The 15491-nt window shown below is 61.7% G+C and carries 8 protein-coding genes; 2 read left to right on the top strand and 6 right to left on the bottom strand.

Annotated elements, in window-relative coordinates; genetic code table 11:
- Nucleotides 1–24 precede the first annotated feature (24 nt).
- The 6 genes from QD336_RS16855 to QD336_RS16830 are packed head-to-tail and all read right to left on the bottom strand — an operon-like array spanning nucleotide 25 to nucleotide 8290.
- The gene (locus QD336_RS16855) at nucleotides 25–588 is read right to left on the bottom strand and encodes a 3-methyl-L-tyrosine peroxygenase-related protein (protein WP_269345005.1); all 564 of its coding nucleotides are present in this window, start codon (nucleotides 586–588) and stop codon (nucleotides 25–27) included.
- Nucleotides 585–1103 carry a siderophore biosynthesis protein gene (locus QD336_RS16850; RefSeq protein WP_499171417.1) on the bottom strand — a complete coding sequence of 173 codons (519 nt, stop codon included), beginning with the start codon at nucleotides 1101–1103 and terminating at the stop codon, nucleotides 585–587. Before QD336_RS16850 ends, QD336_RS16855 begins: the two co-directional genes overlap by 4 nt.
- 11 nt (nucleotides 1104–1114) lie before the next feature.
- Nucleotides 1115–1354: an MbtH family protein gene (locus tag QD336_RS16845; protein ID WP_499171416.1), complete on the bottom strand. Its 240-nt coding sequence runs from the start codon at nucleotides 1352–1354 to the stop codon at nucleotides 1115–1117.
- A 14-nt stretch (nucleotides 1355–1368) separates the two neighbouring features.
- Entirely contained in the window at nucleotides 1369–2832 is a 1464-nt protein-coding gene (locus QD336_RS16840; protein WP_499171414.1) for an aminotransferase class III-fold pyridoxal phosphate-dependent enzyme, read from the bottom strand.
- Nucleotides 2829–3725, bottom strand: coding sequence for a class I SAM-dependent DNA methyltransferase (locus tag QD336_RS16835; RefSeq protein WP_499171412.1), 897 nt, complete (start codon nucleotides 3723–3725; stop codon nucleotides 2829–2831). Before QD336_RS16835 ends, QD336_RS16840 begins: the two co-directional genes overlap by 4 nt.
- Nucleotides 3722–8290, bottom strand: coding sequence for an amino acid adenylation domain-containing protein (locus tag QD336_RS16830; protein WP_499171411.1), 4569 nt, complete (start codon nucleotides 8288–8290; stop codon nucleotides 3722–3724). The genes QD336_RS16835 and QD336_RS16830 overlap by 4 nt, the downstream gene beginning before the upstream one ends.
- Nucleotides 8291–8612: 322 nt before the next feature.
- On the opposite strand from QD336_RS16830, the gene QD336_RS16825 reads away from it, so the two are divergent.
- Together QD336_RS16825 and QD336_RS16820 are read left to right on the top strand one after the other, a co-directional pair.
- Nucleotides 8613–10865, top strand: a complete 2253-nt coding sequence (locus QD336_RS16825; RefSeq protein WP_499171410.1) for an AMP-binding protein — start codon at nucleotides 8613–8615, stop codon at nucleotides 10863–10865.
- 39 nt (nucleotides 10866–10904) lie between these two features.
- Entirely contained in the window at nucleotides 10905–15467 is a 4563-nt protein-coding gene (locus QD336_RS16820; protein WP_499171409.1) for a type I polyketide synthase, read from the top strand.
- The last annotated feature ends 24 nt before the right edge of the window (nucleotides 15468–15491 follow it).

Here is a 15491-nt window from a genome sequence, read left to right as displayed (position 1 = left end):
TGGATTTGAAATTGAACACACCCGTCACTTGTGGAACGGGCAGCCTTTCTTGGGGGGATCGATCATGCCGAGGCGGCCCCGTTCAAAACGCTGGAGCGTATCGATCGCCTTCCGGTCGCCGTATCGCAGACTTCCGGCGTCGGAGCCGACAAAACGGGAGCAGACGCCGACGTGGCCTTCCGCCAGATATTTGTAGGCTGCGACGAATTCCGCATGGGCGTCATGGAGTTCGACCGGCAGGGTGGCGAACACATCCTTCATCTCGCGCCAGACCTGGATGAGGATCGCGTGATCGAACGACATCAGCCCGCTGAAATCATCGGATTCCACGGAAGGCGGCGTCATGGAGACGCGGATCGTGTTCTCGTAATCCGCCTTGCTGAAGCTCGCGGCGAGGTCCATGGAGCTGGCGGATGTGCGCAGGAGTACGGCGGCGGCCCGCAATTCCCTGTCCGCTTCGGCATTGTTGCCTTCATGCACCTGCATGTTGAAACGGCGCAGGCAAAGAACCAGCCCCTGCACGTTCATGAAAAACGCCCAGTGGAATTCGCGCCAGATCCGGGATGGCGGCGGGGGAGCAATGGTCATTTTGCACACTCCACGCCGAAGCATCTTGCAAGCAACCTTGCATGAGCCTCAAAACCGTCAAACTGGGCCTTCGCGGCCTTTTCCGACAGGTGGGGTGCCCGGCAGAAAAGATCGGTGACGGACAGCGCGACCTGCAGGAAGCTGCGCAGGAGGGCGTGCGCGGGCTGGGCCGTGGCAATGCGGTTCACGCGGAAATACCGGTCGTAGTCATTCGCGTGGAAGGATGTCAGCGGCAGGCCGCTGACATCCACGATGCCGGGATCGGACACCGGTTTTTCCATATTGCCGAGGAGTGCGGCGATACGCGCGCGGCATTCGGGATAATGCAGCGTGAACGCCTCAAGGGCCTCGCAGATAATGTGCTGCAGGCGGGCTTTGTCGTGCTCCTCCGGTGCCATGACCGGCGCCAGCGCCTCCGGCAGGAGCAGATCGAGAGCTGCGTCTTTCAGAAGCCAGTCCCCGTCCGGTCCGGCATCCTCGTGCCGCACCGGGCTTGGCCATGGTTGGTCGTCCATGGGGTCTCGTCCTACTCTTGCGCGCCGGTTGCGTTCGCTGCTTCGCCGTCCATCAACCGCCGCAGGCTCAAGGGGCGCATGTCGGTCCACTCCACCTCGATGTGGTCGAGGCAGGCCTGCTTCGAGCCGGAAAAGCCGCTCAGGCGCCACCCTGTCGGGACCGCCTTGTAGACCGGCCATATCGAATATCGCTCCTCGTCGCTGATCACGACGTTGTACTGCAGGTCTTCAGCCGGTGTCTGGGAACTCATCGTGGTCACTCCGATCAATGTCTGTCGAGAAGACGGTGGTCCGCCAGAGCCGTCAGGCCTTGCAGAACCGCGTCGTGAAGGAAGGCGATATCGTCATCGCCGTGGGCGGTGGAAAGAAAGCCGCCACGGTCTCCGGCGCGAAGGTGAATGCCGGAGGTCAAAAGAAGGAAGGAAAGCATGGTGACAGCCAGCGGCGAGATGCGGCTGCGGGCAGCGGATATGGCGAAGAACGAACCGAAGCTCATGAACGCAACGGGCAACCTCGCATCCTTGAGTGCGCCGTTCAGCCGTTCCACGAATGCCAGCGTCCTGGCGTTGAGGCCCTGTTGCAGGACCGGTCCTTCCTCCAGCAACCGCAGTGCGACTGCCTTGGCGGCGGCAAGCGCCAGCGGATGGCGGCAATAGGTGCCGGCAAAGAATGTCGGAGCCACTTTCGGGAAAGACCTGTCGCCGTAAGCCCAGGCTCCGCCATCGACGAGGTCCATGAAACGCCCCTTGCCGGCGATGAGCGACAGCGGCAGTCCGCCGCCGGCGATTTTGCCATAGGTGGCAATATCGGCGTCTATGCCGAAATGGGACTGCGCGCCGCCGGGTGCGACGCGGAAACCGGTTATCATCTCGTCGAATATCAGTGCGCTTCCGGTTTTTTCGGTCACGCTGCGCAGCTCATGGAGAAATTCGCGGGGCTGCAGCTCCGGGTTACGGCTCTGGACGGGTTCGACGAGCACGCCGGCGAGACGGTCGCCGTGACGCCTGACATAATCGATGGAGCGCGGATTGCCATATTCCAGCAGAACGATATCGCGGGCGGAGGAGGGTGCTACACCCGAAAAGCCGGGAATTGCCCTGGTCAGCATCATGCGCTTCAGGAGTGGCTTCAGGGCCACGAGCCAGGCTGGATGAGACCGAAGCAACGCGCCCCTGCGGATATATTCAAGTCTCGTGGCCTTGTGCAGGACAGCGTCGATGTGGCCGTGATAGGAGCCGGTAAACAGGGCGATCTTGTCCCGCCCCGTTGCGGCGCGCGCTATCCGCATGGCCGTTTGCACGGCTTCCGTCCCGGTATTGCTGAATGTGACGCGGTCTTTTCCGGTGATCCGGCAAAACAGCTCCGCGGTCTCGCCGGCCAGATCGGATTGCGGCCCGAGCGCAAAGCCCTTTGCCAGCTGGGCTTCGATTGCCGTGCGGACGAAGGACGGATTGTGGCCGAAGAGATTGGTGCCGAGGCCCATGAGAATGTCGACATATCTGTTGCCGTCGATATCCTGCAAATGGGCGCCTTCGGCATGGGTGGCGACGATGGGATAAAGCGCCTCCTTGGTCTCAAGCGTAAACGGAAGGCCGATCGAGCTTTTGTCCGAGAGGAAACGGCGGTTATAGGCGGCGGCGTGCTTCGAACCCGGTGTCTTGAGATTGAAGCCGGCAACGATTTCCGTGACGGGATCGGTCGCAGTGCCGGGATTATTGTGAATATTCATTCGACGGCCTCCTGTGTGACGTCGTGCCCCGCGTGATCGCCGGCGATCTTCGTGCAAAGGAAATACACCGCCCTCTCATCGGTAACCGGACCGCCATCGGTGCTTCGCAACGTCACGGAAAAGCCGCAGGACTTGAGAAGCTCGGTCACGGTGTTGAGGTCATGGCCCCATACCGGGTTGGTAACGGAGTGGCGCTGCCAGTTCTTTCCCGGAATGCCGAAGCGGGCGATGAGCCCGAGCCTCTGGCGATTGGAAAGCAATCCGGCTGCCAGCCGGTATGCAGTCTCCGCCGGGGAGAAGCCCGCCGCCTTTGAGCGTGTATGAATTTCAACCGTGAACGAGCCCTCGTTCGCCTGTGAATCATATCGCGGCGTAATCAGCCAGGCGTAGTCATCGGTGAGTTCACCTTCGGCCGGCCGGTCGCGCCAATAACGCGCCATCTGGCCGGGATGGTTGATGTCGAAGGCGAAAATCCCCCCGTCCTTCAGGCTGCGCCGGACGCTTGAGAAGACCTTCCGCAGGTCTTCGGGATTCTGGATGTGGTTGAGCGATGCGCTGATGCAGACCACGCCGTCAAACGGCTGATCGAAGGTGAAATCCCTCGCGTCACCGAGGACGAATTCAAGATCGGGCGCGTTGCCGCGGGCATGATTTATCATGTCCTGCGAACCATCCAGCCCGGTGACGGCATATCCGCGCGCCGCCATCAGCTTTGCGAGATGTCCCGTTCCGCAGCACAGGTCGAGAAGCGAAGCGCCGTCGGGCAGCGGGGAAAGGACCGCCCGCGCCAGCGGCTCGATCTTCTGCTCGCTATAGCGTGGGCCAAGCGTGTGGTTGTAGAGCCAGGCCCAATGGTCGTAGTTGCTGGCTTCGCTTGATATTGCTGTGCTCATTGTTCACCCTGCTTTCGCGCGTCGGCCGACGCCGCGTTCAGAAAATTGGCCCTGGCGAAGGCGCGCAGATATGTCCGCAACAGCTCGAATGTCAGGGCCGGTTCGCGGAATGGCGCGTCGGACATGGCCTCCTGCGTGAGCTGGCAATCGAAGTTGCGCGTCTGTTTTTCGGCGCTCTTGCCGGCGGTGGAAGGGGAGCGCAGCAGTCCCAGCAACGGATAGAGCGGGTGGTCGGGCGTTCCGCGCGCCACATCGCTCAGCATGTCCTGCCATTCCTGCTGCGAAACCCGTTTCAACTCGATCCCCTCCAGCGCGCAGGCCTCGAAGAGGCGGGCGCTCGAAACGGGGGTGGAGTGAATGAGGTGGAAAGCCTGTCCCGCTGAAGCGGGTTTGCCGGAAAGGTGGACGATGGCCCTTGCCACATGGTCGACGGGCAGCATGTCGAGCAATCTTTCGCCTTCCGGCGCCGTCCCGGTATAAAGATAGGCCTGAACCAGCCGGCAAAATATGTCCGAACTGTTGAAAGCGCCCGTAACGCTGTCACCCGATATCGCGCCCGGCCGGTAGATCGTGACTGGCAATCCCCGCCTGCCTGCCTCTTTCACCAGATGCTCCGCGGCCCATTTGCTCCGGTTGTAGCCGCCGGCGGGTGCGGCAAATCCGTCTATGCTCTCCAGTTCGCTGACGGGCCGCGCATCGTCGCCGGAACCGCGGCGCGGCGTGATGGCGCTGAGTGTCGAGATGTAATGAACGGGCCGACCGGCTCCGGCGCAGGCCAGTTTGAGAACTTCGCGGGTTCCAAGGACATTGCTCTCGCGCAGCCTCTCATATCGATGCAGGTGGTGAACTTCCGCGCCATTGTGGAAAATGCAGTCGGCACTCCGGACGATGTTTTCGTAATCGTCACCGGTAAGCCCGAGGCCCGGTCGGGAAAGCTCTCCCTTTATTGTCGCCACCCGTTCCGTCAACGCGGATTGCGGCAGATCATAGTGCTGGAAGGCCTGTCTTATGCGGCTCATTCCATCCTCGCCGCGCACCAGGCAGGTCACCCTTCTTGTGGTGTCGCGAAGCAACTCGCGAAGCAGATAGGTCCCGAGAAAACCGGTCGCGCCCGTCAGGAAAACGTGGGCGGTGCTGTCTGCCGCTCTCGCCGCGGCTTTCGGCCGGATTGCATCGTCAAGCCTTATGTCACGCTTCAGCAGGAGGGCTTCATCGTCATTGCCTGCACCACCGGCGTCTCTTGTCCGCAGGCGATTTGCCAGCGCTTCCACCGTGGAGGCGTTGAAGAGATCGAGAACGCTGATGTCGAGCCCGAACTCCTCCTTCGCCACGGCGCAAAAGCGGGTGGCCAGCAGCGAGTGGCCGCCAAGCGTGAAGAAATCGTCGGTCGCGGCAACCTGATCGACGTTCAGAATTTGCCCGAACGCGCTGGCTATCCGGGTTTCCATCTCGCCTTCGGGCGCACGGCCATCGGGATTTGTTTCCGCGCGCGGTGCGGGAAGCTTCGAGGGATCGATCTTGCCATTCACGGTCAGCGGCAGCGCCTCGAGCCAGTCGAACGTGTCGGGCACAAGGAACTTCGGCAGGCGGTTTGCCAGCCATTGGCGGATATCCGAGGGGGTCGGCCTGATTGCCGCGTCCTGATCGATCTGAGGCACCGCATAGGCGGCGAGCCGCTTGCCGCCACGCCCGTCGTCGCGCACCGCCACTGTCGCCGAAACGATTGCCGGGTGGGCGAGCAGGCCGGCCTCGATTTCCCCGGGTTCGATCCGGTATCCACGGATCTTGACCTGACTGTCCAGCCGCCCCGAAACGTGAATCCGGCCATCCGGCAGCAATACGGCCCGGTCACCCGTGCGGTAAAGAACGCCCGCGCGGCCGTCTCTGATAAACGGATCGGGAACGAAACGTTCGGCGGTCAACGCCGCCCTGTCATGATAACCGCGCGCTACGCCGCAGCCGCCGATATGAAGTTCTCCGGGCACGCCGAAGGGCAGCAATTCGAGGTTGTCGTCCAGCACATAGAGCTGCTTGTTTGCGGCGGGTCTCAAAACCGGCACGGCGGGAAGCCCGCCCCCCATATCGACCATGCTGGCGTTGACGGTCGTTTCGGTGGGGCCGTAGGCGTTGATGAAGCGGCGATGTTTTCCCCATCTCTCGACAAGTTCCGGCATCGGAACCTCACCGCCGACCAGAACGGTGCGCAGCGACGGCAGATCATCGACCGGCAGGGCGAGCAGGGCCGAGGGCGTCATCGTCAGGTGCGTGACGTGCCGCTCGCGCAGGATGTCGGCCAATTCTGCCCCCGGAAGCGTCGCATGTCTGGGCAGGAGGAGAAGTTTGGCGCCGGCGCCGAGGCTCATGACAAGTTCGGGAATGGAGGCGTCGAAACTGAAGCTGAAGAATTGCAGCACACAATCGCCGGGTTTGACATCGCAGGCCTGGATTTTGTCTCTGGTCAGGTTAACCAATCCGCTGTGGTCGACGAGGACGCCCTTTGCCTTTCCTGTCGAGCCGGACGTGTAGATCACATAAGCGAGCTGCGAATGACGGGTGACCGTTTCAAGGTTGTCGGCGCGTTCGTCGTCAGGGTATTCCCCATCCAGATCAAGCCGGGCGGCTGTCGTTGGAAGGTCGATCGCGCTGTGGGTGATGACAAGCCGGGCGTCTGCGTCCGACAGCATGCTGCCGATCCGCTCCGCAGGGTAATCCGGATCGAGAGGCAGATAGGCGCCGCCCGCTTTCCAGACCGCGAGCCAGGCCACGATCATGTCGAAACCACGCGGCAGCGCGATGGCCACAACCGTTTCCGCGGTGACGCCTTTACGGCGCAGAAGACGGGCCAGCCTGTTTGCGCGCGCATTGAGCTCGCCATATGTCAGAACGTCATCGTTATCCGCGCGGGGCACAAGCAGTGCCACGGCCTCCGGTGCGCGCGCTGCCTGCGCTTCGAACAGTTCATGAAAGAAATGGGGGCCGGCGTGCTCCTGCGCCGTGCTGTTGAAGGCGCCGGTCCGTTCCTGCTGTTCTTCCTGCGTCAGAAGGGCAAGGGTGGCGACCGGCAGGGCGGGATCGGCGACGATGGATTTCAGCAACTGGCGGAAATGCCCGGCAAGCAAACCGATCGTATCGGGGCGGAACAGCGCGGTCTTGTATTCGATCGTGCCGGAAAGCCCGGCTTCCGTCTCCCGCAGATCGAGGCAGAGGTCGAGCCTTGAGACCTTGTCCTGGCGGGCAAGCCGGCGCATTTCTAGGCCGGGAAGCCGGATACGCTCGCGCGGTGCCGCGTCGAGCTGGAATTTTATCTGGAACAGCGGGTGGCTGTCCGGATCGCGTTGTCCGCCGACCATATCGACAATCCGCTCGAACGGCATGTCCTGGTGGCTGATGACCCGCTGCAGGGTGGCATGGGTTTCCCGCAGGGCCTTCTCATAATTGCCGAAGGGATTCACATTCGATCGGACGGGAAGCGGATTGACAAACAACCCGATCAGTTCCTCCGTTTCCACATGCGGGCGGCTGGCGACGGGCGTGCCGATTACCAGATCGGTCTGCCCGGTATAGCGGTGGATCAATATGTTGAAGGCGGTAAAGAGCGCGGTGAAAAGTGTCGTGCCCTGCGCGGCGGCAATCCTGCGCAGCGCATCGGTCGTTTCCCCGTCTATCGCGAATTCATGCAGTTCACCCGCATGCCCATGGCCCGCGCTGCGCGCCATATCCGTCACCAGCTGCGTGGTCTGCAGGGGTTGGGAAAGATGCTGTTTCCAGAAATCATCAAGCGCTCCGGCGGTTTCCCCGGCCAGACGCTCGCGCTGCCACGCGGCAAAGTCGCCATATTGTATCGGCAAGGCAACGTTCACTACAGCTTCGCCGGAAACCTCCGCGCTATAAAACGCACCGAGATCCCTCAGCAGAATTTCCGTTGACCAACCGTCGGCGCAGATGTGGTGAAGCGTCAAAACGAGGACATGGCGGCCTTCACCGCAATTGATGGCGAGAAGGCGAACGGGAGGTTCGATGGCAAGATCGAAGGGCCTGCTCGTTTCCGCGTGGATGATATCGTCCATTGCCGCAGCGGCCGGTGAAATTTCCATCAGCGAAAAGGGCGCGTCGCATTCTGCGGATATGGTTTGCTTCGGCACGCCGCGGTCGCTGTAAATGCGGGCGCGAAGCACCGCGTGGCGGTTCATGACGCGTGCAAGCGCCACCTTCAGCGCAGCGAGATCGAGAGTGCCGCGGACCTCGAGTGCAATGCATATGTGGTGCAGTGCCGAGCCGGGGTAGATCTGGTCGATCAACCACAGTCTTTCCTGTGCGAATGATAGCGGCGGGCAAGCCCCGTCAAGGGGCGGAATGGCATTCTGGCCGGGCGCACCGGCATTCGCGTGCGCCACGTTGAGAAAGGCCAGGATATCGTTTTTTCTGGTCCGGATTTCGCTCATCACGGCATCGCTCAAGCGGCCATCAGGGTCCGAACATTTGAGGCTTCCGGCGTCGATCCAGACACGGATATTGTCCCGGTGCAGCCGGGTTATGAGGGTTTCGACAGGCTCGATGTAATTCATATGCCGCCCCTTGGCTGCATTGGCGTCACGCAACCCAAGCAACGCTCGGCGCGCCTTTTCAGGTCGGCGTCGAGCGGTAGGGTTTTCATCGCTGAAACAACTATCAATTGCATTTTCAGTTGCCTGAAGCCGGTCGTCAATTTCAATTTCTTATTCTTGACTAAGCTATTCAAGAATTATATGCAAGAGGTAATTGTTGTCATTGACAGGCAGCGGGCAGTGATGCCTGCCGCTGGCGATTGAGTGTGGGCGGTCAGAACGATGAGCATCCTATGGTTGCTTGTCGCGAATATTGACGGCCAGACGTCAGGAGTTTTTTCAGATGCAGATCATACCCATGTTCGCTCGAAAACCATCTGGAGAAAGAGATTTTATAACGATAATACATAGGCTTGATGATATTTCCTCTACCCGGCCGACGGAGGAGGCGTTTCGTTTTTACCCTGATGATCCGGGAGCGATAGGCGAAAGCCGCAGTGACGGCTGGACATGGGGAGAATTGAACGCTCGCGTCAAAATTGTTTCCGACGAGATTTCCAGGACGGGTCTTGTCGGGCAGGGCGGCCGGATCCTCATCGTCTATCAACCCGGCCTCGCCTTCATCGCAGCCTTCCTCGGATGCCTGCATGCGGGCGCCGTACCGGTGCCGGTTCCGGCGCCGCGGCGAAATGAAGGAATACACCGTTGGTTGCATATTGCGAGAGATGCCGGCATCTCGGGAATTGTCTGCGCCGCCGAATTGAAAGAGCTGCTTGAGCCGCTCCAGAGGGCTGTCGGTCATGGGTTCTGCCTGGCGCCTTCAGGTGCCGATCCAAATCTTCCGCTTCACGAACTTCCGCCGTCATCGAGCCTGCCTGCCGTTCTCGACGGAAGCCGGATCGCATTCCTGCAATATACGTCCGGTTCGACCAGCGATCCGAAAGGCGTCATGGTCACCCATGCGAACCTGATGGCCAACCTGCGGCAGATCAGCCTTGCTTTTCATTATGGCCCGGAGGACCGGTCTGCGACATGGCTGCCCCATTATCACGATATGGGGCTGATCGACGGAATTCTGTCGCCTATCTTCAACGGGTTTCCGGTATCGATCATGGCGCCGGCGAGCTTTCTCAGGCGTCCGTTGCGGTTCCTCGAGCTGGCGACGCAAAACAGGGCAACGATAATCGGCGGGCCGAATTTTGCCTATGAACATTGCGCCGATCGTTACAGCGCCGAAGGCGCGGCAGAACTCGATCTCTCCAATATCAGGATAGCCTATAATGGCGCAGAGCCCGTGCGCCCGCACACGCTCAGGCGTTTCAGCGCCCTGTTTGCGGAACACGGCTTTCGGCACGAGGCCTTCTACTGCTGCTATGGTCAGGCCGAGGCGACACTTTTCCTGACCGGAAATGCCCCGTCCGATCCACCGGTTTTGCGACGCTTCGAGCGTGAAACGCTCGCAAAACAGGCAATGGCGCTGCCGCTACCCGTTGGTTCTGACGAGCATGATGCAATCGAGCTGGCGGCCTGCGGCCGTCCGGGAGCGGATATCGAGATTGTCGTCGTGGATCCCGAAGAAAATCGGCTGCTTGAGGATGCGCAAGTCGGCGAATTGTGGATTCGCGGTCCGAATGTCACTCCCGGTTATTGGGCGAGGGCCAAAGCAAGCGCGGAAAGCTTCGACCAGACAATTGCCGGCGAGGGCGGCTGGCGCCGCACGGGCGATCTCGGCTTTCGCCATGAGGGGCAATATTTCATCACGGGTCGCCTCAAGGACCTCATCATCATCCGTGGGCAGAACCATCACCCCGAGGATATTGAGCAAACCGCCTTCTCTTCGCATGCCGCGCTTGCGCAGGGGCGTGCGGGGGCTTTCGCGCTCGAGGTGGATGGGGAGGAGCAGGTCGGTCTCGTCTGCGAGCTGACACGTGATGGTTTGCGCAACCTCGATGCCGAAGCCATCCTGCAAGCTATTCGCGGCTCCGTCTCCCGCGTCCACAAGCTCAAGCTCGCCGTCATCGTCCTCATCCGCCCCGGAAGCCTGCCGCGCACGCCGAGCGGCAAGGTCCGGCGTTTCGCCTGCCGGCAGGATCTGCTGAATGGCAATCTGAAGCTCGTCGAGCGATGGGAGGCTGCCCCGCAGGCGCGCTTCACCATCCGTGCCGAGCCGGGCGCGGTTGCAGACTGGGCGCAGCAGTTGGCGCAGGTTGACCGGTCTCGATATCCGACCCTGCTTCGCCAGTGGATCAGGGAGGAGGTCGCCTGGCTTTCCCGTCTTCCCGCCGGAACGCTTCCCGCTGCAAATGCCGGTTTTTTTGATCTCGGACTGGATTCCGTGGCGCTTGTCGGCCTTGCCGGAACGCTGGAACGGGAACTGGGTATCAGAACCCACCCGACGCTGTTTTTCGAGCACGCGACAATCGATGCGCTTGTGGAGCATTTGTGCAGCGATCTCCTTGCCTCCCGGGCAACGCCGGAAGCGGGAGAGCAGCCCGCACAGAATTCTCTACCGGAGGCTCCTCCGGAAGAAAGCGACCTGTCATCCGAACTGGCCGCCCTGTCATCGCTTCTGCAGGCCGGAACAGGCCGCAAATAGTCCACGCTTTCACACAATCGATGATCGGAGCCATTGCCGATGAACGTAAAACAACAGGCCGGGGCCGGCAGTCAGCCCGATCAGGCGACATTGCTCGGAATATTGCGTGACGCGCGCGAGCGTCTGGAGATTTTCCAGAAACGTCACGATGAGCGCGTGGCGATCATCGGTCTTTCGGGGCGCTTTCCCGGCGCTGATGACATTGACGGTTTCTGGCGATTGCTTGCCGAGGGCGGTACGGGATTGAAGCCGGTAACGGATGCCGATCTCGAAAGCGCTGGTGTCGATCCTCGACTGTCAGGGCAGCCCGACTATGTCAGGGTCTGGGGCGGCTTCAGCGATCCGACCGCTTTCGATGCTGGATTTTTCGGTTACGCGCCAAGGGAAGCACAACTCCTCGACCCGCAGCAGCGCGTGTTTCTGGAATGCGCCTGGAATGCGCTGGAACATGCCGGTTATGGCAACGGGAAAGGCCGGGGCCGCACGGGTGTTTATGCCGGCGGTTCGCTGAATTATCACTTCACCCATATTCATTCCGACCCATCCCTGCGCGACAATGTGGCGCCGCTTCAGGCCGGGCTCGGCAATGTGTCCGGCATGATCGCATCGCGCGTTGCTTACCATCTCGATCTGGACGGCCCGAGCGTGGGCGTTCAGGCTACCTGCGCCACCGGGCTGGTGTCGGTGCATCTGGCCGCGCAGGCCTTGCTGGCGGGCGAATGCGAGATGGCGGTGGCCGGCGCGGTCTCCGTCGGTCAACCCAAACCCGCCGGTTATCTTTATGAGGCGGGTGGCATCGGTGCACCCGATGGCCAGTGCCGGCCATTCGATGCGGCTGCGAACGGGACCATTTTCACCAACGGGGTCGGCGCCGTGATCCTGAAGCGCCTTGGCGATGCCAGGGCGGATGGCGATACGATCTATGCCGTCATTGCGGGATCGGCGATCGGCAACGATGGCGGCTCGAAAGTCGGCCTGACGGCCCCGAGCGTAAAAGGCCAGGCTTCGGTTCTCAAGAAGGCGCTGGCCAATGCGGGCATCGCACCTTCGGCGGTGGATTATGTGGAAGCGCATGCAACCGCAACCGCGATTGGCGATCCCATCGAGCTGACAGCGCTGAACCGTGTCTACGGGCCGTCGCTGCGTGCCGAAGGCCGGACATGCCTCATCGGTTCGGTGAAGGGAAATGTCGGGCATATGGACGCTGCGGCAGGCATTGGCGGGCTTATCAAGGCCATCCTTGCACTGCGGCATGAATGCCTGCCCGCAAGCGGCAACTTCACGACGCCCAGCAGCTCCTGCGATTTTGAAAGCGGCCCCTTCCGGGTGGCTGCGAAAAAATCCGACTGGAAAGCCGATGCCGACAGGCCGCGCCGCGCCGCCGTCAGCGCCTTCGGCATGGGGGGCAGCAATGCCCATGTGATCATCGAGGAAGCACCCGAACGGGAGCCGCCGGCGGAACGCGGGACGGAGGCGCTGTTGCTGCCGCTCTCTGCACGTTCGGCCGCATCGCTCACCGCGATGCAGGCCTCCCTTTCGGATGCGCTTGCGAAAATCGAAGAGAGGGAAGGGGGGGCCCTTGCTGATGTCGCCCACACGCTGCAGACGGGACGCGAGACCTTCAATCATCGTTCGATCACGCTTGCGACCACGCTATCCGACGCCTCCATGAGACTGAAAGCCGCTTCCGGGCCGGGTTTCGCCGCAGGCCAGATCCCGCAGCACGATCCAAGTCTGGTGTTCATGTTCCCGGGGCAGGGCAGCCAGCATGTCGGAATGGCCGGATCGCTTTACGAAGGTGACCAATATTTCAGGGCCGCGCTGGATGAATGCCTGTCCTTGATACCGGAGGAGCTTGGAATCCGGCCGCTGCTTCTGCAAGGGGCGGATGCCGCCAGCACCGGGCTTGACCGCACCGACCGCGCCCAGCCGGCCCTTTTCGCCGTTGAATATGCGCTGGCCAGAATGTGGATGCAGAAGGGTGTGCAGCCGCGTGCGATGATCGGTCACAGTGTCGGCGAATATGTTGCGGCCTGCCTGGCCGGGGTTTTCTCACTTCGGGACGCCATGGTCCTGGTGCTGGCGCGAGGCCGGCTGATGCAGGGTTGCGCGCCCGGCGGAATGTTGTCCGTCATGCTGCCCGAGGCCGATCTTCGTGTCCGGCTGGATGAGGGGCTGGAAATCGCCGCGGTGAACGGGCCGGGCAGCTGCGTCGTCGCTGGCGATACGGCGGCCCTGCATCGTCTTGCCGAACGGCTGGAGAAAGACGGGGCGGGATGCCGGTTGCTCAAGACATCGCATGCGTTTCACAGCGCGGCGATGGAGCCGATCCTTGAGGAATTTTCGAGCCTGTTTGCCAGCATCAATCTCGCTGCGCCGACAATCGACGTCATGTCCAATCTTTCCGGCAACTGGCTGCGGGCCGAAGAGGCCCGCAACCCGGCATATTGGACCGAACATCTGCGCAGGGCGGTCAATTTCAGCGATGGCATAAAACATATTCTCGCTCTTTCCGCTCCCGTCCTGCTCGAGGTCGGGCCAGGCTCCACGCTTTCAAGGCTGGCGCGCCAGCAGGCCCATGAGGAGTGCCGCATCATCACCTCATTGCCGGATGCCGTCGGCATGGCCGGCTCTGCCGACCATGCGCTGCTCGCGTTCGGGCAGCTGTGGCTGGCGGGTATCGATGTCCGATGGGAGGCGCCTCACGGCGGATCGCCGCATCGCCGCGTCGGTTTGCCGGGTTATCATTTCGAGCGGCAATCATACTGGATCGCGCCGCCCGCAGGGACGCAGGATATTACGGCCCCTGCAACCCATAGGCCGATGGCTGAGTGGTTCCATCAGCCGGTGTGGAAGACGCGGCCGCTGAAAATCGGGGCATCGGCAGCCGCCAAGGGTCGCTGGCTTGTTTTCGGTGCAGAGTCTCTCCTTGGGATTCCGGACGGGATCGACGCTGTTCTCGTCCGTGAAGGAGCGCTGTTCAGCGCTTCGGAGCGAGCCTATACGATCGATCCGGCAAGAGCGGAGCACCTTGTTTCCCTGTTCGACGATCTTGCCCAAAAGAACTGGACGCCGGACCAGATCGTCAGCGGTTTCGGATTGGCGGAAAGGGATGCGCCGGATGCGGCATCGAATTTCGCGCTTGCCCTTGCCCAGGCGCTTGCCCGTGGCGGGCAGCGCCCGGATGTGACGTTCATCGGCAGGTCCATGCACGGGATTTTCGCCGCCGATGGCGTCGCGCCTGCGAAAGCCCGGATCAACGGGCTGGCACGTATGCTGGGCCAGGAACTACCCGGATTGTCATGCCGCAGCATCGATCTTCAGGGCCTGCCTGATGCAAATGCGGCAAAATATCTGCGGGATGTCATCTCGTCGCCCTTTGTCGAGGGCGAGCAGATTTATGCCCTTCGCGACGGTCTTTTGCTCACCCTTTCCCATGAGCGTGTCGAACTCGACGGCGCGGCGGGCAGCGCACCTGTAAAGCCCGGTGAAACCTATCTTGTCGTGGGTGAACTTCTCGGAGGACTGGCGCTCGTCTACGCCCGCGCCCTCATCAAGGCCGGAGCGAAAGTCATTCTGGCGGGCCGTGCGGGAATTCCGCTGGCGCCGGACTGGGAGCGATGGCTCGCATCCCACAGCCCCAGACACCCGGTCAGCCTGTTCATCCAGACGCTCAGATCGCTGGGAACACCCGGAAGAGACTATCTTCTTTTCTCCGGTGATGTCAGCGATGCCGAATGGCTTCGGCTCTCGCTGGAGGAGGGGGAGAAAAGCCTTGGTGCGGTGAAGGGTGTTTTCCACACCGCCGCCATGGGTGACCAGTATTTCGGGCTGCTGGGCAGTGAAAATTTCGACACCAGAAGCCTTCAGGCCGTAAAATCCGGCGCCATCGACGCGATTGATCGTGTTCTTGGGCAACGCAACGGCATTTTCGTGCTCGTCCAGTCGTCGCTGTCATCGATCGTTGGCGGTACCGGCCTTGCCCGTTACGCTGCGGAGAATTCCTATCTGGATGCCTTCGTTTCCGCAAAACGGCATCGGTCCGGTCCTGTCTGGAAATCCGTCAACTGGGATGCCTGCGCATCCATCCACGCGCCGGAGGCGGGGCATGCGGCCCATAGGGAGATAAGTCCGGAGGAGGTCTGGCAAGTCACGACGCTGGTGCTGGAGGAGCCTTCGGCCTCTTCGATCGTGGTCACGCCCTATGATCTCGAGAGCCGCCCGGCGGCGGAGGTTCGGGAGCCCGATGCAGCCACGGCCAGCAGCCAAAAAAACGCCCGCAGCGGCGTATCGGCTGCTTACGCCGCGCCGCAGGGTCCACTCGAGGAGGAGGTCGTCGCCATCATGGCGGAGCTTCTCGGGATAAACGGCATTGGCGCTGCCGATAATTTCTTCGAACTCGGCGGTCACTCGCTTCTGGCCATTCAGGTCGTCGCCCGGCTTCGAAAGCGCTTTGACGTTGAAATTCCCATGCGGGCCCTGCTTTTCGACGCACCGACCGCCGCCGGCCTTGCCAGGGTCATTCAGGAGGGTCTCGACGCCCGCAACCAGGAGGCGGATATCCTCGCCTCGATGCTTGATGACGTCGAGGCCGGCCGTTGAGAACGGCGATAACGCTCACACATA

Source organism: Rhizobium sp. BR 250, from assembly GCF_047445855.1.
Lineage (GTDB): Bacteria > Pseudomonadota > Alphaproteobacteria > Rhizobiales > Rhizobiaceae > Agrobacterium > Agrobacterium tumefaciens_I.
This window is presented reverse-complemented; position numbering and strand designations above follow the sequence as displayed.

Bases quoted from the DNA above. Each gene is read 5' to 3' on its own strand.
- QD336_RS16855 (WP_269345005.1), bottom strand. From the start codon at position 588: ATGACCATTGCTCCCCCGCCGCCATCCCGGATCTGGCGCGAATTCCAC.
- QD336_RS16835 (WP_499171412.1), bottom strand. From the start codon at position 3,725: ATGAGCACAGCAATATCAAGCGAAGCCAGCAACTACGACCATTGGGCC.
- QD336_RS16825 (WP_499171410.1), top strand. From the start codon at position 8,613: ATGCAGATCATACCCATGTTCGCTCGAAAACCATCTGGAGAAAGAGAT.
- QD336_RS16830 (WP_499171411.1), bottom strand. From the start codon at position 8,290: ATGAATTACATCGAGCCTGTCGAAACCCTCATAACCCGGCTGCACCGG.
- QD336_RS16845 (WP_499171416.1), bottom strand. From the start codon at position 1,354: ATGAGTTCCCAGACACCGGCTGAAGACCTGCAGTACAACGTCGTGATC.
- QD336_RS16850 (WP_499171417.1), bottom strand. From the start codon at position 1,103: ATGGACGACCAACCATGGCCAAGCCCGGTGCGGCACGAGGATGCCGGA.
- QD336_RS16820 (WP_499171409.1), top strand. From the start codon at position 10,905: ATGAACGTAAAACAACAGGCCGGGGCCGGCAGTCAGCCCGATCAGGCG.
- QD336_RS16840 (WP_499171414.1), bottom strand. From the start codon at position 2,832: ATGAATATTCACAATAATCCCGGCACTGCGACCGATCCCGTCACGGAA.